At 56.6% G+C, this 20,411-nt stretch carries 23 protein-coding genes; 10 read left to right on the top strand and 13 right to left on the bottom strand.

Annotated elements, in window-relative coordinates; all coding sequences use genetic code 11:
- The 9 genes from ABNS66_RS08935 to ABNS66_RS08895 all read left to right on the top strand — a co-directional run.
- On the top strand, positions 1–771 hold a 771-nt coding region (locus ABNS66_RS08935), incomplete at its 5' end, for a cbb3-type cytochrome c oxidase subunit I (protein ID WP_348655303.1).
- The gene (gene ccoO, locus ABNS66_RS08930) at positions 768–1,376 is read left to right on the top strand and encodes a cytochrome-c oxidase, cbb3-type subunit II (RefSeq protein ID WP_286694510.1); all 609 of its coding nucleotides are present in this window, start codon (positions 768–770) and stop codon (positions 1,374–1,376) included. The genes ABNS66_RS08935 and ccoO, both read left to right, overlap by 4 nt.
- Positions 1,377–1,385: 9 nt before the next feature.
- On the top strand, positions 1,386–1,556 hold the full coding sequence (locus ABNS66_RS08925; protein WP_084498078.1) for a cbb3-type cytochrome c oxidase subunit 3: 171 nt from the start codon (positions 1,386–1,388) through the stop codon (positions 1,554–1,556).
- Positions 1,549–2,439, top strand: coding sequence for a cytochrome-c oxidase, cbb3-type subunit III (gene ccoP / locus ABNS66_RS08920; RefSeq protein ID WP_204995285.1), 891 nt, complete (start codon positions 1,549–1,551; stop codon positions 2,437–2,439). The genes ABNS66_RS08925 and ccoP overlap by 8 nt, the downstream gene beginning before the upstream one ends.
- Positions 2,440–2,445: 6 nt before the next feature.
- Entirely contained in the window at positions 2,446–3,900 is a 1,455-nt protein-coding gene (gene ccoG, locus ABNS66_RS08915; protein ID WP_286838048.1) for a cytochrome c oxidase accessory protein CcoG, read from the top strand.
- A gap of 15 nt (positions 3,901–3,915) precedes the next feature.
- Positions 3,916–4,434, top strand: coding sequence for a FixH family protein (locus ABNS66_RS08910; protein ID WP_286694512.1), 519 nt, complete (start codon positions 3,916–3,918; stop codon positions 4,432–4,434).
- The gene (locus ABNS66_RS08905) at positions 4,427–6,865 is read left to right on the top strand and encodes a heavy metal translocating P-type ATPase (protein WP_286838046.1); all 2,439 of its coding nucleotides are present in this window, start codon (positions 4,427–4,429) and stop codon (positions 6,863–6,865) included. The genes ABNS66_RS08910 and ABNS66_RS08905 overlap by 8 nt, the downstream gene beginning before the upstream one ends.
- Positions 6,858–7,031, top strand: a complete 174-nt coding sequence (gene ccoS / locus ABNS66_RS08900) for a cbb3-type cytochrome oxidase assembly protein CcoS (RefSeq protein ID WP_286838044.1) — start codon at positions 6,858–6,860, stop codon at positions 7,029–7,031. The genes ABNS66_RS08905 and ccoS overlap by 8 nt, the downstream gene beginning before the upstream one ends.
- Positions 7,024–7,749 carry a sulfite exporter TauE/SafE family protein gene (locus tag ABNS66_RS08895; RefSeq protein WP_286838042.1) on the top strand — a complete coding sequence of 242 codons (726 nt, stop codon included), beginning with the start codon at positions 7,024–7,026 and terminating at the stop codon, positions 7,747–7,749. Before ccoS ends, ABNS66_RS08895 begins: the two co-directional genes overlap by 8 nt.
- Positions 7,750–7,763: 14 nt before the next feature.
- Here the strand turns inward: ABNS66_RS08895 and ABNS66_RS08890 are convergent, their stop codons facing one another.
- The 10 genes from ABNS66_RS08890 to mtnA form a co-directional block, all read right to left on the bottom strand.
- Positions 7,764–8,663, bottom strand: coding sequence for a hydroxymethylglutaryl-CoA lyase (locus ABNS66_RS08890; protein WP_286838040.1), 900 nt, complete (start codon positions 8,661–8,663; stop codon positions 7,764–7,766).
- Between the two features lie 2 nt (positions 8,664–8,665).
- Entirely contained in the window at positions 8,666–10,636 is a 1,971-nt protein-coding gene (locus ABNS66_RS08885) for an acetyl/propionyl/methylcrotonyl-CoA carboxylase subunit alpha (protein ID WP_286838038.1), read from the bottom strand.
- A gap of 1 nt (position 10,637) precedes the next feature.
- Complete coding sequence (locus ABNS66_RS08880; protein ID WP_286838036.1) at positions 10,638–11,432, bottom strand: enoyl-CoA hydratase/isomerase family protein; 795 nt, start codon at positions 11,430–11,432, stop codon at positions 10,638–10,640.
- Between the two features lie 11 nt (positions 11,433–11,443).
- Positions 11,444–13,051, bottom strand: coding sequence for a carboxyl transferase domain-containing protein (locus ABNS66_RS08875; RefSeq protein WP_204995294.1), 1,608 nt, complete (start codon positions 13,049–13,051; stop codon positions 11,444–11,446).
- Positions 13,052–13,068: 17 nt separating this feature from the next.
- Positions 13,069–14,238: an isovaleryl-CoA dehydrogenase gene (locus tag ABNS66_RS08870; RefSeq protein WP_204995295.1), complete on the bottom strand. Its 1,170-nt coding sequence runs from the start codon at positions 14,236–14,238 to the stop codon at positions 13,069–13,071.
- A 1-nt stretch (position 14,239) separates the two neighbouring features.
- Positions 14,240–14,647, bottom strand: a complete 408-nt coding sequence (locus ABNS66_RS08865) for a MerR family DNA-binding transcriptional regulator (protein ID WP_204995296.1) — start codon at positions 14,645–14,647, stop codon at positions 14,240–14,242.
- Between the two features lie 155 nt (positions 14,648–14,802).
- A complete protein-coding gene (mtnC, locus tag ABNS66_RS08860) occupies positions 14,803–15,483 on the bottom strand; it encodes an acireductone synthase (protein ID WP_286838033.1) in 681 nt (226 codons plus the stop codon).
- Positions 15,480–16,028 carry a cupin gene (locus tag ABNS66_RS08855; protein ID WP_204995298.1) on the bottom strand — a complete coding sequence of 183 codons (549 nt, stop codon included), beginning with the start codon at positions 16,026–16,028 and terminating at the stop codon, positions 15,480–15,482. Before ABNS66_RS08855 ends, mtnC begins: the two co-directional genes overlap by 4 nt.
- A 15-nt stretch (positions 16,029–16,043) precedes the next feature.
- Positions 16,044–16,667, bottom strand: coding sequence for a methylthioribulose 1-phosphate dehydratase (locus ABNS66_RS08850; protein WP_204995299.1), 624 nt, complete (start codon positions 16,665–16,667; stop codon positions 16,044–16,046).
- Positions 16,664–17,722 carry an S-methyl-5-thioribose-1-phosphate isomerase gene (mtnA, locus tag ABNS66_RS08845; RefSeq protein WP_286838031.1) on the bottom strand — a complete coding sequence of 353 codons (1,059 nt, stop codon included), beginning with the start codon at positions 17,720–17,722 and terminating at the stop codon, positions 16,664–16,666. The genes ABNS66_RS08850 and mtnA overlap by 4 nt, the downstream gene beginning before the upstream one ends.
- 97 nt (positions 17,723–17,819) lie before the next feature.
- Here mtnA and ABNS66_RS08840 point away from each other — a divergent pair, with 97 nt between their 5' ends.
- A complete protein-coding gene (locus ABNS66_RS08840; protein WP_286838029.1) occupies positions 17,820–18,293 on the top strand; it encodes a DUF2489 domain-containing protein in 474 nt (157 codons plus the stop codon).
- A gap of 5 nt (positions 18,294–18,298) precedes the next feature.
- Here the strand turns inward: ABNS66_RS08840 and ABNS66_RS08835 are convergent, their stop codons facing one another.
- Genes ABNS66_RS08835 through ABNS66_RS08825 form a run of 3 tightly spaced genes read right to left on the bottom strand, consistent with a single transcriptional unit; the run spans position 18,299 to position 20,384 of the window.
- The gene (locus tag ABNS66_RS08835) at positions 18,299–18,895 is read right to left on the bottom strand and encodes a TetR/AcrR family transcriptional regulator (RefSeq protein WP_051171304.1); all 597 of its coding nucleotides are present in this window, start codon (positions 18,893–18,895) and stop codon (positions 18,299–18,301) included.
- Between the two features lie 10 nt (positions 18,896–18,905).
- Positions 18,906–19,802, bottom strand: coding sequence for a GIDE domain-containing protein (locus ABNS66_RS08830; protein ID WP_286838027.1), 897 nt, complete (start codon positions 19,800–19,802; stop codon positions 18,906–18,908).
- Between the two features lie 6 nt (positions 19,803–19,808).
- Complete coding sequence (locus ABNS66_RS08825) at positions 19,809–20,384, bottom strand: LemA family protein (RefSeq protein WP_286838025.1); 576 nt, start codon at positions 20,382–20,384, stop codon at positions 19,809–19,811.
- Positions 20,385–20,411 lie beyond the last annotated feature (27 nt).

Here is a 20,411-nt window from a genome sequence, read left to right as displayed (position 1 = left end):
ATGATGTACTACTTCGTTCCTAAGCAGGCTGGGCGTCCGGTCTACTCATATCGGCTATCGATCGTTCACTTCTGGGCGTTGGTCTCTGTATACATCTGGGCTGGCCCTCATCACCTTCACTATACCGCGCTGCCTGACTGGGCACAGAGCCTGGGTATGGTGATGTCGCTGATTCTGCTGGCACCCTCATGGGGCGGTATGATCAACGGTATGATGACCCTCAGTGGTGCCTGGCACAAACTGCGCACTGACCCCATTCTGCGCTTCCTGATTGTGTCGCTTTCTTTCTACGGTATGTCGACGTTTGAAGGTCCGATGATGTCGATCAAAACCGTTAACTCTCTTTCTCATTACACTGACTGGACGATTGGTCATGTTCATTCGGGCGCATTGGGCTGGGTGGCGATGATCTCCATCGGCATGGTTTATCACTTGATTCCCGTGCTCTTTGATCGCAAGCAAATGTACAGCGTCAATATGATCAATACACACTTTTGGCTATCCACCATCGGTACCGTGCTTTACATCGCATCCATGTGGGTAAACGGCATTGTTCAGGGCCTGATGTGGCGCGCCTACAACGCCGATGGCAGCCTGACCTACAGCTTTGCTGAATCGGTTATCGCCAGCCACCCAGGCTACGTAGTGCGACTGTTTGGTGGGTTCCTGTTCCTAGTCGGCATGTTGTTGATGGCTTGGAACGTTTGGAAAACCATTTCCAGCAAAGAAACTAAGGAACTGGTGGCAAATACTGCGGGGGCTGAAGCATGAATCACGACGTCGTCGAGAAAAATATCGGCTTGATGATTATTTTTATCATTGTCGCCATTAGTTTTGGAGCCTTGGTGGAGATCGTGCCGCTTTTCTTCCAAAAGCAAACGACAGAGCCGATTGCTGGCTTGAAACCATTAAACGCGATGCAGCTAACCGGCCGAGATATCTATATCCGTGAAGGCTGCCACGTATGTCATTCGCAAATGGTTCGCCCTATGCGCTCTGAAACAGAGCGCTATGGACACTACTCTGTTGCCGGTGAATCGGTTTACGAACACCCCTTCCTGTGGGGCTCCAAGCGAACAGGGCCCGATTTGGCGCGTCTAGGTGGACGTTATAGCGACGAGTGGCACCGTGCTCACTTGTATAACCCGCGCGATGTCGTGCCCGAATCCATTATGCCGTCGTATCCCTGGCTGTTTAAGAACGAGATCGATGGCGATGAAGTTGGGAAGAAAATGCGAGCACTGCGCAAAGTAGGTGTGCCCTACACCGATAATGACATCGCCACAGCGGCCTCCCAAGTGGAAGGTAAGAAAGAGATCGACGCCATGGTTGCCTACTTGCAGCAGCTGGGAACACTAATCAAGTACAAGCGTTGAGGAGGATGTATGTTTGATCAAGACAATCTACGTGCGTTATCAACGTTGTTGCTGTTCCTGGCTTTCATGGGTGTGTGTTTCAACGTGTATAGAAGAAGCCGTAAATCGATGTATGACGAAGCAGCTCAGCTGCCATTTGTAGACGAAAGTAAAGCCAAGCAGGAGAGCCGAGATGAGTGATTTTTGGAGTGGCTGGATCATTGTCCTAACGGCAGTCTCCTATGTGCTTTTGGCATGGCTTCTGCTGTCAAATCGCAAGATCAATCAGCATAAAGACGGTGCGACAACAGGTCACATTTACGATGGTATCGAGGAATACGATAATCCTATGCCATCTTGGTGGATCAAGATGTTTGTGCTCAGCATGGTGTTCGGTGCGGGCTACCTGTTGGCCTACCCTGGCATGGGTAAATTCCCCGGCCTGTTGAATTGGACGTCGGTTTCGCAGTGGCAGGGCAATGTGGATGCGGCAAAGCAAAAGAACGAAGCGCTCTACGCTGAGTTTATGCAGAAAGATGCCGAGGCCTTGGTTGCCGACCCAAAAGCGATGCGTATTGCCAAGCGGGTGTTCGCCAATAACTGTGCGATTTGCCACGGCAATGATGCAAAAGGGAGCTACGGCTTTCCGAACTTGACCGACAACGACTGGTTGTACGGAGGCAGTCCGGATCAAATTGCTCACTCTATTCGCGATGGTCGCAGTGGCATGATGCCTGGTTGGCAGTCAGTACTCGGCGCCGAGGGAGTCAAGTCGATGGGGGCTTACGTGCAAAGCTTACGCGATGCTCAGGCGAGTGCCTCGGCGGAGCATGCCGAATCGCGCGAGAAGTTCACCATGTTGTGTGCAGGCTGTCACGGTGCATCGGGCGAGGGCAATATTGCTATGGGTGCCCCCCGGTTGAATGACGACATTTGGCTGTACGGTGGTGACACCGGCAAGATTATCCACAGTATCGCCAATGGCCGGTCAGGAAAAATGCCGGCGCATGCTGACAATTTGAGCGCAGCGAAGATCCACCTACTCAGTGCCTATGTTTATCAGCTTGCAGAAGAGGAACCATAATCTGCTATGAACACTCAGGAGCGGCAACCGGCTGGCGGTAGTGAAACAAAGCCAGAAAACCTAGCGGTAGAAATTGTAGTCCCCGCGGAAGTTGGGGAAATCGATCTCTACCAAAAGCGAGAAAAAATATACACTCGCGCAATTGAAGGGTTTTATCAGCGCATTCGCGTATTCACCGGTTGGCCGCTGTTGTTGGGCTATATCATTCTACCGTGGTTGAACTGGGACGGCCGACAGTCGGTCCTGTTTGACCTGCCCGCGCGGCAATTTCATGTTCTCGGGCTCACCTTTTGGCCACAAGATATGACGATGTTGGCCTGGGTATTGATCATCGCTGCCTTTGGTCTTTTCGCGGTGACCAACCTCGCTGGTCGAGTGTGGTGCGGCTACAGCTGCCCGCAGACCGTATGGACCAGTATCTTTATGTGGATGGAGCAGAAGGCTGAGGGAACGCGGAACCAGCGTATCAAGCTTGACGCGGCGCCCTGGTCCTTCGAAAAGCTGCGCAAGAAGGCGTACAAACACTCCATGTGGCTGGGCTTTGCATTTTTAACCGGCTTCACCTTTGTCGGCTACTTTACCCCCGTTAGAGAGCTTGCCGTCGACTTTATTGACCTCTCAGCGAATGGCTGGGCTTTCTTCTGGATCGCGTTCTTTACCGCCGCGACCTATCTCAATGCCGGTTGGATGCGTGAGCAAGTGTGCATGTATATGTGTCCTTACGCGCGCTTTCAATCAGCGATGTTCGACCCCGATACGCTAATTATCAGTTACGACAGTAAGCGCGGTGAACCCCGTGGCTCACGGAAACGGGAAGCGCAATCCCAGGACGTTTGCCTGGGTGATTGCATAGATTGCCAGTTGTGTGTGCAAGTCTGTCCTACAGGGATCGATATTCGCGATGGCCTTCAATACGAGTGTATTGGCTGTGCCTTGTGTGTGGATGCCTGCAACTCGGTAATGGATAAAATGGGTTACGAGCCCGGGCTGATTCGCTACGCGACGGAAAATAGCTTAAAGGGCAAGAAGACCCATATCATGCGTCCGCGCCTGCTGGGTTATGTGGTAGCGATGACGCTGATGGTGGGGCTGTTAGCCTATAATATTGCTGACCGCGATGTGATTGAATTAAGCGTGCTGCGCGACCGTCAGGCGCTATTCACCGAAGTACAGGACGGCATGATTGAAAATAGCTACACCGTAAAGATCGCGAATAAAACGCAGCAGGAGCATCGCTATCAGGTCGTTGTCGAGAGTGAAATAAACTTCGAAAACTTCCACAAGCAGGAAATCAGTTTACAATCCGGGGAACTCTTAGACTTACCAATGCGACTGCAGGCTCGCGCAGACAGCCTTCCTTCCAGTCGTTCGCCGATCACGATCAGCGTACGGCAAATGGACAAGGAGAGCAGTGTTGCCGAAGTTGAAAGCAGTTTCTTTGGTCCGGTTCCTCAGCGTTAAGGTTAAATTGTGCCTATGAATGCCGCCGCTAACACCCCTTGGTATCGCCAGTTTTGGCCGTGGTTCTTAATTGTACTGCCAGGCGCTGTCGTGGTGGCGGGGCTGTCCACCGTCGCCATTTCGATGAAGCACGCCGATAACCTGGTTGCCGACGATTACTACAAAGAAGGTTTGGCGATTAACCAGCGCTTGTCGCAGGATCGCCGCGCCGCGGAGAGTAATATTTCGGCGGCGATCGATTTTGCTTCGGGTGGCAGTATTCTCCTCGAGCTCTCCGGCAATACCGTGTCATGGCCAGACCATGTGCAGTTGCTGTTACAACACCCGACCAGCCAGGAGCTTGATCACAGCGTGGTGTTGTCTCGTGAGTCTCAGGGCGGCTATCGCGTAGATGTCGACACGCTTCCGCAGGGACGTTGGTATCTGACCTTACAGAGTGTCGGTTTGCCCGAGGCGGAAAGTTGGCGCTTAAAGGGAGAGGTCGATCTGAATAGCCGTCGGGAAGCCCTATTGGTGAGCCGTATCGGTGGCTGAGACAAGCTGCTTTCATTGCGGTGAGCCGTTGCCAGCGAAAGGCCGCTACAGCTTAATTATCGATGGCCAAGAGCGGTTGATGTGCTGCCCGGCCTGCGTCGCAGTGTCGGAATGCATATTGGGAGCGGGTCTGGACGACTACTACCGAATGCGGGACCAGCAAGCTAACCGCCCTGCGGCCAGCGCTGAAGATTATCTGCAATACGATTCTCCCGCCGTATTCGAGCAGTTCTCCCACCCCGATGGTGAATGTTGGCAGAGCCAGCTCAGTGTCAGTGATATGCATTGTGCGGCCTGCGCCTGGTTGATCGAAAACCGCCTCGGTGCAATCGACGGTGTCAACGCAGTCCGTGTCAATTTGCAGCGCGGCATGGCAACAGTGGAGTGGTGTCCCGCCCAGGTTCAGCTCAGCGAGATTTTTGCGTCGGTTCATCAGCTCGGCTATGGCGTTCAACCCTGGTCCGCCGAGGTCCATCTCCAGCAGTTGCAAGAAGGACAGAAAAGCCTGTTAAGGCGCCTGGGTTTGGCTGGTGTGGCGATGATGCAGTTAATGATGACTGCCATTGCACTATACGCTGGCGACTTTCAAGGCATCGACACCGATATCCGGCAATTGCTGCGTTGGTTTAGTTTGGCGATTGCCACGCCCGTGATTTTGTATTCCGCACAACCGTTTTTTTCCGGCGCGTGGCGGGGTATCAAGGCAGGCCGAGCGGGCATGGACGTGCCGGTGTCCATCGCTATGCTCGCCGCCTATGGTGCCAGCCTAAGGGCGACGGTGAGCGGGGAAGGTCACGTCTATTTCGATACGGTGAGCATGTTTTGCTTTTTCTTGCTGCTTAGCCGCTACCTGCAAAATGCGGTGCAGTTGCGCCGCGAATCCTCGATTCGACCACTACTTCCCCTCACAGCAAGGAAAGTTGCGCCCGACGGTGCAAACCAGTGGGTGGCGCTGTCGGCACTCCAGGATGGCGATGAGCTGCTGGTGCAGCCCGGTGAGCTGGTGCCCGTAGATGGTGTGGTCGTCAGCGGGCAGAGTAGTGTTGAGGATAGCGCCTTCACCGGCGAGTTTATGCCGCGCAGTAAAGTGCCCGGCGATACCGTACTGGCGGGTAGCCACAATATTGATGGCAGCTTGTGTCTTCGCCTCCAGGGCCACCCAGAGCAAAGTCGCTTGTCGCAAATTGATCAGTTGCTCGACAGTGCGCGCCTTGCTAAACCCCCTATAGCAGAGCTCGCCGACCGGATCAGTGGCTACTTCACCTTGTTTGTGTTGTTCTGCGCAGCGGCGGCCTACACCTATTGGTCTTTCAACCCTGGCCACAGCGCTTTTCTCACCGCGCTTGCGGTGCTTGTGGTGAGCTGCCCCTGTGCGTTGTCGCTGGCAACCCCCAGCAGTTATTCTGCGGCGGTCAGCGGCCTGCGTCGCCGCGGAGCCTTGGTTGCCAATGCGGCGGTGCTTGAGAATTTTGCAGGCATCAGCCATGTTATTTTTGATAAAACCGGCACGCTTACCGAGGGCCGTCCTCGCCTGTTGAAAGTGGAGCTTGCCGGCGAGTTAGACGAATGCCAGGCACTGAGTATTGCCGCCGCACTTGAAGCGCCATCCAGCCACCCGATTGCGCAGGCTTTTTCAGTCGATGCCCTCGGTGCTGCGGGGTACGCACTGACAGCGCTGGCGCCCAGTCAGCTCGATTTGCAGGCCGGGCAGGGAATTAGCGCCATTATTGATGGCGACAGCTATAAAATTGGCCGACGTGAGTTTTGCGGCCTTGCCGAGCAAGGTGATAGCGATGAGCTGATGACGGTGTACCTTGCTAAAAACGGCAAACTTGCGGCGCGTTTTTTCCTTGAAGACACCCTGCGTGAAGGCGCTGCGCAGGCGCTTGCCTTTTTAAAGCAGCGCGGTGTGCGCAGTGTGTTGTTAAGCGGTGACAGCTCTGAGCAAGTCGCCGTTCTCGCCAACGCGCTGGGCTTTGATGAGTATCAAGCGGGCTGCACGGCTGCCGATAAACTGGCCCGTATTAGCTCACTGCAGGCAATGGGCGGCACGGTGCTTATGGTCGGTGATGGCGTTAATGATGCGCCGGTTATTGCCGCCGCCGATGTCTCAGTAGCGATGGCGGGGGCGAGTGACCTGACGCGCTCCTGTGCAGATGTGGCGCTATTGAGTGATCGCTTAAGCTTGATCGAGTTGTTGTTTACCAAATCCGCCAAGATGGGGCGTATTCTTCGGCAAAATATATTCTGGGCCTTGCTGTATAACGGCACGGCCTTGCCAGCGGCCGCAGCGGGCTTGGTGCCGCCGTGGTTAGCAGCAATCGGTATGTCGTTGAGCTCGCTGGTCGTGGTGTTAAATGCCCTGCGTTTGGATAGGCAAGAACAACAGCGATCGCTGAATGCTCAGCATGTGGAGTTGGCCAGTGTCTAGTTTATATATTCTACTTCCGGTCGCGTTGGTGTTTTTCATCGCCATTTGCGCGCTCTTTTTTTGGGCGGTGAATCATCGTCAATTTGACGATCTTGACCGCGAGGCGCAGCGGATTCTCTACGATGACGAACGCCGTAAGAAGCGCGCAGACAAAAACGATGATTGATCCCAGTAACATCAATTACACGGCGGCGTTTATGCTCGGCTTGATGGGCAGCCCGCACTGCTTGGGAATGTGCGGTGCCATCAGCGCGCTTAGCGCGGCGTCCAGCGCGGGGCGATCGCCAACCTTAATGCTGGGCTTTCAATTTGGTCGAATCAGCAGCTACGCCCTTATTGGCGCGATCGGCGGCGGTATTGCCGCGTGGCTCGGCGCGGAGTTTATGGTCGTTGGCAAGGCGTTGCGATTATTGGCGAGCGTGCTACTGATTATGGTCGCGGTCGCACTGGCAGGCTGGTGGCGGGGTGGTGGCCTTATTGAACGCGGCGGCGCGAAAATTTGGCGTCGTATCCAGCCGCTTACCGTGAAACTATTGCCGGCTGATCGTTTGCCCAAAGCGCTGGCGCTGGGTGTACTGTGGGGCTTTTTGCCCTGTGGGCTGATATACAGCAGCCTGGCGTGGGCCAGTACCAGTGGCAGCGCGTCGCAGTCGGCGGCACTGATGTTTTTCTTTGGCCTGGGCACGCTTCCGGCGATGTTGGCAGTCAGTGCCGCGCAGCGCAGTGCACTGGCATGGCTGCGCAACAGCTTCTTTCGAAATACCGTTGCGGTATTCATGATCCTGTGGGCGGTCTTTTCCGCGTCGACCCTGTTTGGTTCGCACGGTGGTCACTCGGGGGCGACTGATGGTGCTGGCCAGTCAATGGAGCACCATCACCACTGACAATTACTGATCCGCTACGCTGACTGCTCCGTCAGCGCTTGTGCGGTTCGGGATTGGTTCGGGCGGCCCAAGGTCGCCGAGATAGCGTTACCCGCATCGATAAGCGCAGACAGGTCAATGCCGTGGTGAATGCCGAGGCCGCTGAGCAGGTACACAACATCCTCACTTGCCACATTGCCCGACGCCCCTTTTGCGTAGGGACAGCCCCCTAAGCCGGCAACCGAACTATCGATGGTCGCAATGCCGCGCAGCATTGCCGCGTAGATGTTGACCAGCGCCTGACCATAGGTGTCGTGACAATGCACGGCGAGCTGCTCGGGTGATATTTCGGCAAGCAAACAGTCGAGTAAACGGTTCATCGACGCGGGGGTGCCCACACCAATGGTGTCGCCCAGCGATATTTCGTAGCAGCCCATCGCCAGCATTTCCCGGCTCACCTCGAGGACCTTCTCTGGTGAAACGCTGCCGTCATAAGGACAGCCGAGCACGCAGGATACATAGCCGCGCACGCGTATTTTGGCGTCGTTGGCTCTTTGCATTACCGCTTCGAAGCGCTTGAGGCTGTCGGCAATACTGCAATTGATATTCTTTTGCGAGAAGCCCTCCGACGCGGCGGCAAATACCGCCACTTCCTTTGCCCCAGCGGCGAGCGCGCGGTCGAGTCCCTGCAGGTTGGGCGTCAATGCGCTGTAACAGACCTCGTCGTCGGGAAGGGCGGCAAACACTGCTTCGCTGTTGGCCATTTGCGGCACCCACTTGGGGTTCACGAAGCTACCGGCTTCAATATGCTTGACGCCAGCGTTTGCAAGCCGCTGAATCAAAGCCACTTTGTCGGCAACGCTGATGGCGTGTTTTTCATTCTGTAAGCCGTCGCGGGGGCCGACTTCTACCAGCTTTACGCTATTGGGGAGCATGGCTAGGCCTCCTCGAAACTGAGTAAGCTGGCGCCACCCTCAACCAGGTCACCTTCGCCGAAGTGGAAGCTGGCAACGTGGCCGGCTGATGGCGCGGTCACGCTGTGTTCCATTTTCATGGCTTCCATAATCATCAGTACATCGCCCTGTTGGACTGACTGCATGGGCTCTACCAACAGACTGACGATGCGCCCATTCATCGGCGCTAGCAGCCCGCCATGTTGCTCGTCGCTGGCACTTTGATAGCGATGGGGCTCACAGCGCAATGCCTGGCCACGTTCGGTGAACAACAGATAATCGTCTTTGGTGCTGCGGCGCAGCTGTTTTCTACAGCCATTGATTTCCACCGTCACACTGCTGCCATCGAGGTTACCGTTCACGTGGAAGCTCTGGCCATCGATGGTTAAGGCCCAGCCATCACTGAGGTGGCTGACGCCAACATTGACTCGCTGCCCGTCGATCGTTAACGCGAGTTCACGTGAGCGGGATAGGTTCAAGCGCCAACTGTCCTGTTTCCAGGGTGAGTCGCTACTGCACTGAGTGCTTTCGCAAAGCAGGTAGTGGAGAGCGGCTAGGGCGTGTAGCTGGGGCTGTTGCTCCGCTTGACGCTGTTGCTCGTCGCGGCGCATATCGTCGTAGTGTTTGTCGATGAAGCCGGTGTCAAAGTCCGCGGCTTCAAAGGCAGTGTGGCTGGCCAGTTGATACAGGAAGTCTCTGTTCGTGGTCAGGCCATCAATATGACATTCACACAGTGCCTGTTGTAAGCGTTTGAGCGCACGCTCGCGGTCTTCATCCCACACGACCAATTTGGCGATCATGGGGTCGTAGTACATGCTGATGGTATCGCCAGCAATGACCCCTGAGTCGACGCGAGTATGGGCGTTTTCAGTGGGAAAGTGCAGGGTGTTCAAGCGTCCCGTCTGCGGCAAGAACTGTTGCTCGGGGTCTTCGGCGTAGAGCCTGGCTTCAAAGGCGTGTCCGCGAATTTGCAGGTCCTGTTGTTGGCAGGGCAGTGTCTCACCGCTGGCGACCAGAAGCTGCCACTCCACCAAGTCCTGGCCGCTGATCATTTCAGTGACGGGGTGTTCTACCTGCAGGCGGGTATTCATTTCCATAAAATAGAAACTGTTGTCGCTGTTAAGCAGAAACTCCACCGTACCCGCGCCGCGGTAGCCAATCGCTTTTGCGGCCTGCACGGCGGCGTCGCCCATCGCCTCACGCAGTGACGCGCTCATGCCTGGGGCCGGCGCCTCTTCAATGACTTTTTGGTGGCGGCGTTGCAGCGAGCAGTCGCGTTCAAACACATGAACGGCATTGCCGTGGCCGTCACAAAATACCTGAATTTCCACGTGGCGAGGGCCGGTGAGGTATTTTTCCACCAGCATTTTGTCATCGCCAAATGCATTGATGGCCTCGCGGCGGGTGGCCGCCAAAGCGCTGTCAAAGTCCTCGGCTTGCCAGATAATGCGCATGCCTTTACCGCCGCCACCGGCGCTGGCCTTGAGTAACACCGGGTAGCCAATATCGGCCGCCGCCTGTTTTAGCAGCGCGTCGTCCTGGTCGTCCCCGTGGTAGCCTGGCAGCAGCGGCACGGCGGCCTCGCTCATAATCGCCTTCGCTGCCGACTTGGAACCCATGGCCTCAATTGCGCTGACAGGCGGCCCAATAAAGACGATGCCAGCGGCATCACATGCTCGACAGAAGTCAGCGTTTTCCGACAGAAAACCGTAGCCGGGGTGGACGGCTTCGGCGCCGCTGCGCTGTGCGACGTCGAGAATTTTGTCGGCGCAGAGGTAAGATTCAGCCGCGGCTGAAGGGCCGATATAGTAGGCCTCATCGGCCTGGGCAACGTGCTGGGCGTTGCGGTCGGCATCGCTGTATACGGCAACGGTTGCGACGCCCAGGCGTTTGGCTGTGGCGATGACCCGACAAGCGATTTCGCCGCGGTTGGCGATCAGGATTTTATTGAACATTTTACTCTCCGCTATGCCAAGCAGCTTGGCGTTTTTCCAGGAAGGCGGTCAGGCCTTCTTGCCCCTCGGGGGAGACGCGAATATCGGCGATGCGCTGACAGCTATCTTCGATCAGCGCGCTATTGGTTTCGCAATTTTGATAGTCCAACACTAGCTGTTTCGCCGCCCGCATGGCGCAGGGGCCATTGGCGAGCAGCTGTGCAACCAGTTGCTCCAGGCGGGCGTCGAGCTGGTCGTCATCGACACACTCACTCAGCAGCCCTAGTTCGGTGGCGGTGTTGGCGTCGAATCGCTCGGCGCTAAGAAAATAGCGGCGCGCGGCGCGCCCACCGATAGCGTTGATCACGTAGGGGCTGATGGTCGCGGGGATCAGGCCAATCTTTACTTCGCTCAGGCAGAAGCTTGCTCGCGTATTTCCAATCGCCATATCGCAGCAGCTGACCAGGCCGACACCGCCGCCAAAGGCCGCGCCGTTTACCCGGGCGATGGTCGGATGGGGGAAGCCGTTCAGCGCATCTAGCAGGGCCGCTAATGCGCGAGCGTCGCGCAGATTTTCCTCTACGCTGTAGTTGGCCATGCGCCGCATCCAGTTGGCGTCGGCACCGGCAGAAAAACTCTTCCCGTTGGCGGCTAATATCAGCAAGCGCACCGCGGGGTTGGCCGCCAGCGTCGTCAGTGCGGCATGTATCTCTGCGATAAGGCTATCGTCAAAGGCGTTGTGAAGTGCTGGCCGGTTAAGCGTGAGAGTCGCGACGCCGCGTTGGTCGACGTCGCAGATAAGGGTCGCATCTGTCATGGGCTGCACTCCTACATCCGGAAGACGCCGAAGCGGCTGTCGTCGATGGTTTTATTTAAGCTGGCAGACAAACTCATGCCCAGCACACGGCGGGTATCTGCAGGGTCGATAACACCGTCGTCCCACAATCGTGCCGAGGCATAGAAGGGATGGCTCTGCTCGGCAAATTTATCCAGGATCGGCTGTTTGAAGGCCTGCTCCTGTTCATCGCTCCAGCTCTCGCCCTGGCGTTGGTATTGCGCGCGTTTAATGTCGGCCAGTACACCGGCCGCTTGTTCGCCGCCCATCACGCCGATGCGCGCGTTGGGCCACATATACATAAAGCGCGGCTCATACGCGCGGCCACACATACCGTAATTGCCCGCTCCGTAGGAGCCGCCGATAACGACGGTGAATTTTGGAACCTGGGCGCAAGCGACTGCCATCACCATTTTTGCGCCGTGACGAGCAATGCCGCCGGCTTCGTACTGCTTTCCTACCATAAAGCCGGTGATGTTCTGCAGGAATATCAGCGGGATCTTGCGCTGTGCACACAGCTCGATAAAGTGGGCGCCCTTTTGTGCAGATTCACTGAACAGAATGCCATTGTTCGCGACGATGCCCACCGGGTAGCCGTATAGCCGCGCGAAGCCACAGACCAAACTGCTGCCAAACAGCGCCTTAAATTCGTCGAAGTCGGAGCCGTCAACAATACGCGCGATCACTTCGCGCACATCGAAGGGCTTGCGGCTATCGTTGGGAATAACGCCGTAGAGTTCATCGGCGGCGTAGAGCGGTGCTTTGGTTTCGCATTGCTCCAGCTGTTGCGGCTTTTGGCGATTGAGCTTTGAGACGGCCTGTCGGGCCAGCTGCAGGGCATGCTCATCGTTTTCCGCGTAGTGATCAGCAACGCCCGACTCACGGCAATGCACGTCGGCGCCGCCAAGCTCTTCGGCCGTGACCACTTCCCCCGTTGCCGCCTTTACCAGCGGAGGGCCAGCCAGAAAGATGGTGCCCTGCTGCTTAACAATAATGGTCTCGTCAGCCATGGCAGGCACATAGGCGCCACCGGCAGTACAGGAGCCCATCACCACGGCGATTTGAGGAATATTCTTCGCCGACATATTCGCCTGGTTATAGAAAATACGGCCGAAGTGTTCGCGGTCTGGAAAAACCTCATCCTGGCGGGGCAGGTTGGCACCGCCGGAGTCCACCAGATAGATGCAGGGTAAGTGGTTTTGTTCGGCGATCGTCTGCGCGCGCAGGTGCTTTTTGACAGACAGGGGGTAATAGGAGCCGCCTTTAACCGTGGCATCATTGGCGACAATCATACATTCGATGCCGCAGACCTGCCCGATACCGGCGATGACGCCCGCCGCAGGCACGGACTCGCCGTAGACTCCTTCAGCCGCCAGCTGGGCGATTTCCAAAAAGGCGGCGCCGGGGTCCAGCAGGGCGTCGATACGCTCGCGGGCCAGCATTTTTCCGCGCTGGTGATGGCGCTCACGCGCTTTTTCACCACCGCCCTGGGCAATTTCTTCCGACTTGTTGCGCAGTGCCTCGACCTCTTTGGCCAGGGCCTGGTAGTTTTCCTGAAACTCAGCGCTGTGTTTGTCGACACGGGTGTTAAGCACGGTCATAGCAGGTCTCCAATCACTTAGCGGGTTTCGTTAAACAGTTCTCGACCGATCAGCATACGGCGAACCTCAGAGGTGCCAGCGCCAATCTCGTAAAGCTTGGCATCGCGAAGTAGGCGGCCTGTCGGGTAGTCGTTGATGTAGCCGTTGCCGCCGAGAGTTTGAATGGCTTGCAGCGCCATTTGTGTGGCCTTTTCAGCGGTGTACAGAATGACGGCGGCGGCGTCTTTGCGGGTTTCTTCTCCGCGGTCACAGCTTTTGGCGACAGTGTACAAATAGGCCCGGCTGGCATTGAGATCGCAGTACATGTCGGCGACCTTGCCCTGCATTAACTGAAACTCGCCAATGCTCTGGCCGAATTGGGTGCGCTCGTGTAAGTAGGGCACCACGACGTCCATGCAAGCCAGCATAATCCCCGTTGGCCCGCCAGACAGCACCGTGCGCTCGAAGTCCAGGCCGCTCATCAAAATGCGCGCGCCGTCGCCCTCATTGCCCATGAGGTTTTCTGCAGGGACCTCACAGTCCTGGAATACCAGCTCGCAGGTATTTGAGCCGCGCATACCTAGCTTGTCGAGTTTGGGGGAGCGGGAGAAGCCCGGGAAATCGCGTTCGACAATAAAGGCACTGATTCCCTTGGAGCCGCCCTGTGGATCAGTTTTGGCATAGATCACATAGGTGTGAGCGTCGGGGCCGTTGGTGATCCACATTTTGTTGCCGTTGAGGATATAGCGGTCACCTTTTTTCTCTGCCCGGAGTTTCATGCTCACCACATCCGAGCCGGCGTTGGGTTCTGACATCGCCAGCGCGCCGATATGCTCGCCGCTGCATAGCTTGGGCAGATACTTCTCGCGCTGTGCCGCGTTGCCGTTTTTAAAGATCTGGTTTACGCACAAATTGGAATGCGCGCCGTAGGACAAGCCCACAGAGGCCGAGGCGCGGCTGATCTCTTCCATCGCCACAACGTGCGCCAGGTAGCCCATATCGCTGCCGCCGTATTCTTCGCTGACGGTGATACCCAGCAGGCCCAGGTCGCCGAATTTACGCCACAGATCCAAGGGGAACTGGTTGTCCTTGTCTATGCTCTCTGCACGCGGGGCAATTTCGGCCTGTGCAAAGCGATAAACCGTTTCTCGGAGCATATCGATGTCTTCGCCGAGGTCGAAGTTAAGGCTGGGGTAGGCGGTGCTCATATCAGGGCTCCTTAGCAGTGATGCTCTGGTCAGGCGAGGCGTTGTCTAAAGCGTCAAGGCATCGCGTCTCTGCGGCATCGAGTTCTTGTAATAGGGTTTGAATATCGTTGAGTTGTTGCTCTAGCTGCTGGCGCTTTTCGCGAATTTTGTCGATCAGTCTTTGCAACTGCGGGCTGTTGTCGCGCTGGGGGGCGTACATTTCAATAATGTCGCGGCTCTCCTCCAGTGACAGGCCTAGCCGTTTACCGCGCAGAATCAGTTTCAGCTTGGTGCGGTCAGCGCTGCTATACACTCGCGTTTGGCCCCTGCGTATGGGGCGCAGGAGCCCCTTCTCTTCGTAGAAGCGAATACTGCGGGTGGTAATGTCAAACTCCGAGGCGAGGTCGGAGATGCTGTACTGTTGCGTCATTTTGAAATGGGTTCAGGCGGTTGTGTTGCATGTTATAGATTACGTTTACGTTAACGTCAACTTTTTGTGTCACTTTTTCGCTGTGCTGTAACGAACTGAGCAAAGGGGGGGAGGGAGCCGCCGCTTGTTCGCAAGCAGCGGCGAGGGACCTAGCCTTAATTCAGCTGGATTTGGCCAAAGTGGCTAACGCACTGATGTGTTGCGTGACCGACAAGGTCACCGCTGCGCTGAACCCAGACCGTGCGCATGCCCGCTTGGGCGGCGGCGTCGAGCTCTTCAACAATGTCGGACAAAAAGAGCGTTTGCGCGGCTGGTATGTCCAGTGCGCGGCTGATTTCCCGGTAGGAGGCGGCATCGCGTTTGGGGCCGGTGGTCGTGTCGAAGTAGTCACTGAACAGCTTGCGAAGGTCACCTGCCTCGCTGTGCCCGAAAAAAAGTTTCTGAGCGAGGATCGAGCCCGAGCTGTAAACATAGAGGGCGATGCCCTGTTTATGCCACTGCGTCAGGGCGGCGACAGCGTCGCTGTAGACATGGGCGCGGAAGTCGCCATTCGCATAGCCGTGCTCCCAGATTAGGCCCTGTAAGCTTTTCAGAGGTGTTATTTTTCGGTCATCATCTATCCATTGCTCCAGAACACGGATGATGGCCGAGTGGTCATCTGCATTGAGTTTGGCAATGCGGGCGGTTTCTTTAAGTATTCCGCTGACTTTCGGCTCGCGGTGGTGCGCGACGACAAAGTCACCCAGATGTTTGCGGGCGTAAGGGAACAGCACTTGGGTAACGAAGTCGATGGCGCTGGTTGTGCCTTCGATGTCGGTGACAATAGCCTTGATCATAGTGTGTCCAGGCGAGAGTAACGCTGGGCAATATCGCTACCGGTGTAGTGCGCCACCCAGCCGTCGGGATTGTTAAAAAATCGAATCGCGAGCAATGCCGGAGTGGGTCCCAGGTCAAACCAGTGTGGGGTGTTTGCCGGGACGCTAATCAGGTCGCCACGCTCGCAAAGCACTTCGTAGACCATGGCCCCAATATGCAGTGCAAACAGGCCGCAACCGTCGGCAAAGAAGCGCACCTCGTCTTCGCTGTGGCAGTGCTCGGATAAAAATTTCTCGCGCAGGGCAGCCTTGTCGGGGTGGCTGTTATCAAGACTGATAACGTCGACGCTCTGGTAGCCCTGTTGCGCAACCAGGGCGTCTACCTCGGCTTGATACGTTTTTAACACCGTCTCGGCATCATCACCGGCTTTGACCTCGCTGCGCGTGCGCCACTGTTCAAAGCGTACGCCGAGCGCGGCGAGCTGGTGTTGAATCTCGGCAGCGTCAGTGCTTTGGGTAACGATGTCGTCGCTGTTATCGTCGCGGTACACGCGCAATGCTGTCATGGTGTTGATCCTCGGTTAGCGGCGCAAGCGATGCATTTCCAGCTCGCAGTCCAGCATAAATTCAAGGGCTTCCAGGTGGCGTAAACAGTCGTTCAGGGTTTGCCCCCAGCAGTACAGACCGTGACCTTCTATCAGATAGCCTGGGCACGCTGGGTATTCCTGAAGGTACTGATCTACTTCTATGGCCAACTCGGCGATGTCTTGCGTATTTGCAAAGATCGGAATATCAACCGACGTCGCGTGACTGTCAATGTTGGGAAAAGCCTTTAGCAACTCGTAGTCACGCAGCGTGATTTTGCCGTCGCTGGCGTGGAGCCGCGACAGAATGGTCGCCGTTGCGCTGTGGCAGTGCAGGACCGCGCCGAGGTCTGCGAAGCGGCGGTACAGGGCGGTGTGGAGCAGGGTTTCCGCCGAGGGCTTGCCGTCGCTAAGCGCGGCGCCGTCGAAGTCGACGGCAATAAAGTCGGTGGGGCCGAGCTGGCCTTTGTGTTTACCTGAGGCGGTTACCAGCGCGCTATCACTGTCCAGGCGGAGCGAAAAGTTGCCGCTAGTGGCTGGCACCCAGCCGCGCTGATACAGCTCGGCGCCCGCGGCAGCCAGCGCGATCGCTTTGTCGAAAAAGGTCTTGGTCTTTTTCATGAGGCGCTCCCGGTTGCTGCTTTGTCGAGATGAGCGGCGATGGTGTCTCGCCCTGGCTGATGTATGACACCGTGTTCGGTCACGATGGCATCAATGAGTGACGCGGGCGTGACATCGAAGGCCGGGTTGTGTGCCGGGCAGCCTTGCGGCGCAATGGCAGTGCCTTGACTGTGAGTGATCTCAGAGGCGCTGCGCTGCTCTATGGGGATGTCAGGGCCATCCATCGTGCGGTCAAAGGTGCTCGTTGGCGCGGCCACCATCATCTTTACGCCGTGGTGACGCGCGATAATGGCGAGGTTGTAGGTGCCGATTTTGTTGGCGACATCGCCATTGGCGGCGACGCGGTCGGCCCCGACAATGACCCAGCTGGGTGTCAATTCGCGCATTAATTGAGCGGCTGCACCCTCGGTTGCCAGCGTTACCGGGATAGCGTCTTGCATGAGTTCCCAGCTGGTTAATCTGGCACCCTGCATCCACGGCCGAGTTTCTCCGGCAATCACGCCGCGGAGAGTGCCTTCACGCCATGCAGAGCGAATGACGCCGAGCGCTGTACCGTAGCCGCCAGTCGCCAACGCGCCGGCATTACAGTGGGTATACACCAAGCTATCGGGCTCGATTAATGTCGCGCCGTGGTCGCCGATGCGCCGGTTAATATCGATGTCTTCCTGGTGGATTTGCTGGGCCAATGCCAGCATCGCCGATCCAAGGCCCGGGCTGTTGCCGTACTGTTCCACGACGAGATCGCAACGTTGCAGCGCCCAAAACAGGTTCACGGCAGTGGGGCGACTGTCTGCTAGGGCCTGGCGAGGTGCCGCTAAGGCGTTTGTCCAAGCGGCAACACTGGGCTGCTCACCACATTGTCTACACGCCAATGCCATGCCGTAGGCGGCGGTAATGCCGATGGCCGGTGCGCCGCGTACGACCATGTCGCGAATGGCGTGGGCAACGTCTTCAGCACGGTCGTAGCTCAAGTAGGCGCAGGTATTGGGCAGTGCGCGTTGATCGAGTAGTTCTAGCTGGTTGTTGTTCCAGCGGATAGCATCTGGCGTAGACACGGCAAGCCTCCGTTTTTGGGGGCGCCATTATAAGGCAGGGCGTTCTCCGCTGATAGCGGGTAAAATGCTCGCCTTTACGAAACGGCTTGGGGGAATTATGGAAGGCTACACAGTGTGGCTTGTGGCAGGCGCGGTGATCATTTTGGTATTGGCCAGTTACGCCGCGATACTGCTGATGCGGTTGCGCGCGCTATCCAAGGCCCAGCGCGCTGCAGTGCAGGCCGCAGACGACGCAGTGGTAGAATTTCAGCCAGCGAGCAACGAGCACGCCTTGGGGGCGCGCGAGAGTATTCGCGTGTTGGCAAAGTGTTTCCTCGACGGGCAGGTGGGGGGCAGTGAGCTGTGCTTGCGGGTCGCAGTGCTGGTTGATCAGCCGGCTATCGATGCTGGGGTTCGGCAACAAGCCGGGGTGTTTGTTGAAATGGCGGCAGAACTGGCAGATATCCCCACTCACGATGCCTGGAAATCATTGGGTCGTACCGAGCGTGAGAACTATCGCAAGCATATGGCTGCGCTCGAGGAGAAACACGGCGCTGCCATGCGAGAGGCGGCGGAAATATTAGCCAGGTAATGGGTTTATTGCTGCTCGGGCAGCAGTAAATTGAAGCCGTCGACCATATCGTGCTGCAGCTGCAATTGCGCCTCTAACTGTTTTGGCTCCATTGGGTCTATGCCAAAGATGGATTGATGTAATGGGGCCAGTGTCACGTAGCCCAAAATCATACAGTGGAAGGCCATCGCAGTGGGGGCGTGTATCCACTCGATATTGGGGTTGTTCGCGCCGTCGCTGATAAAGGCGAATATTTTCCGGTACCAGCGCTCGCTGAGCAGAGTCAGCGTTTCATCTTGCGCCAGTGTGGCGTGTTGCACCAGGCGAGCAATATTGGGGCGAGCGCTCAGGTCACTCATGATGGTGTGAATTTGCTCGCGGATCTCCAGGAAGTTGGCAGCCGTGTGGAGTTTGCTGGTTTTTTCCACCAGGGGGGCCATCAGGCGTTCGCAAACTTCCTCGTAAATGGCGAGTTTGTTGCTGAAGTGTTTGTAGATCCCGGGGCTGCTGATACCAACCTGCACGGCGATTTCACTGATAGAAGTCGCGGCGAAGCCCTGCTGTGCAAACAGTTCCTCTGCCACTTGTAAAATGCGCTCACGGGTATTGCGCCGCGTTGTCATGGTGCTGGTCCTATACTGCGCCTATCGTCGACAGGTTTTCCTGAAGCAAAAGCCAGGCCACGCCAGCGGCGCAGCCCACACTCACTATTAACCATGCTAGCGCCTGCCAGCGGTAGCGTCGACTCAGGGATTCGGGTTCTGAGGTGGCGATGATAAACGGTTGTTGTCGATTGGGCGAGTGACGGAGCGTATTCACTGCTTGGCTCGGCGAGCTTTTACGCGCTTCTCGCTCTGCCATGCGAAGGGCCTCCCTGCGCGCCAGCTCCCACTCAGCCGGGTCTATCTCGCCATTGTTATCGCGGTCAAAGCGCTGCACGAGTTTGTCGTAGTCCTGTTTCCAGTCCTTTAGAATCTCCGCCATTCGCGATTGATTGCGCTGAGCGTCGCTCGGCGGGTGGCGGGTTTCAAAAAGGCCCAGCGCGTAGAGCAGGTCGCCCTCGCAGAGAAGCTCTTCGGTATAGCGGTAACGCCGGCCAAACAGCGAGTGCTTCTGCTCCGAAATCGGGTAGCGGCTACTGCCATACCAGCTGCGTTTGCGGTGGCTGGATATATCTGCTTTGTCGGGGAAGATGTAGCAGCGACCACTGCCGTCGTTGAGCAAAAAAGGCTGCTCGCTGCTGAAGCCTTCTATTTTACGCCAGCGGCTGTTTTTGCCACTGCGCTCATAGCGTTCTATGCGATAGCGAAACCAAATGCAGGGGCTGGCCGATAGCTTACTAAGCAACGGCGTGGTTTGCTCCGGGCGTTCGCCGCTGCCGATTAGCTCCACATAGCCCTGAGAGGCTGAGCGGATCTTGGATGTTGGGGTGTCCTCAATGAGGCGCGCGCGTCCGAGCCGAGAAAAGCTGGCGACGGCGGCAACAATACTTATTACGCCCAATAAGGCAATATGGAAAAGCCCTTCCATATTGCGCTAGCTGTTGAACAAGGTGCTGATATTCACATCCTTCAATTCTGCTTTTTCGAACTGTAACAAGTCGAAGGCCTTGAAGTTAAATGCTCGGGCAATCAGCACGTCCGGGAACTGTTCTATACGCACGTTGTTATTGTTGACGGCTTCGTTGTAGACCTCGCGCCGGTCCGCAATGGCATTCTCGAGCGCAGAAATGCGGGTGTGGAGATTTTGAAATACCCCATCTGCTTTGAGCTCTGGGTAATTTTCCGCGAGAGCGAAGAGTTGCCCGAGGCTGCTGCGCAAGCCATTTTCCGCTTGCCCGAGGCTTTTTATGTCGTGTTGAGCTTGTGCGTCAGCGACTTGTTGGCGAGCCAGGATAACCTTTTGCAGGGTGTCCTGCTCGAACTGCATATACTGTTTACAGGTCTCGACGAGCTTGGGGAGTTCGTCGTGGCGCTGTTTGAGCAGCACATCGATGTTGGCGAGGTGCTTGGCAACGTTGTGCTTGAGATTCACCAAGCCGTTATACATAAGAACCAAGTAGAGTACGGTAAATACCGTAACTGCTAGAAATACCATCGTGCCTACGGCCATGGCGATGTGCTCTCCGTGTTGTATTGT

The organism is uncultured Spongiibacter sp., assembly GCF_964011655.1.
GTDB lineage: Bacteria > Pseudomonadota > Gammaproteobacteria > Pseudomonadales > Spongiibacteraceae > Spongiibacter > Spongiibacter marinus.
The sequence above is the reverse complement of the archived record's forward strand: the minus strand, read 5'-3'. Positions and strand labels throughout refer to the sequence as shown.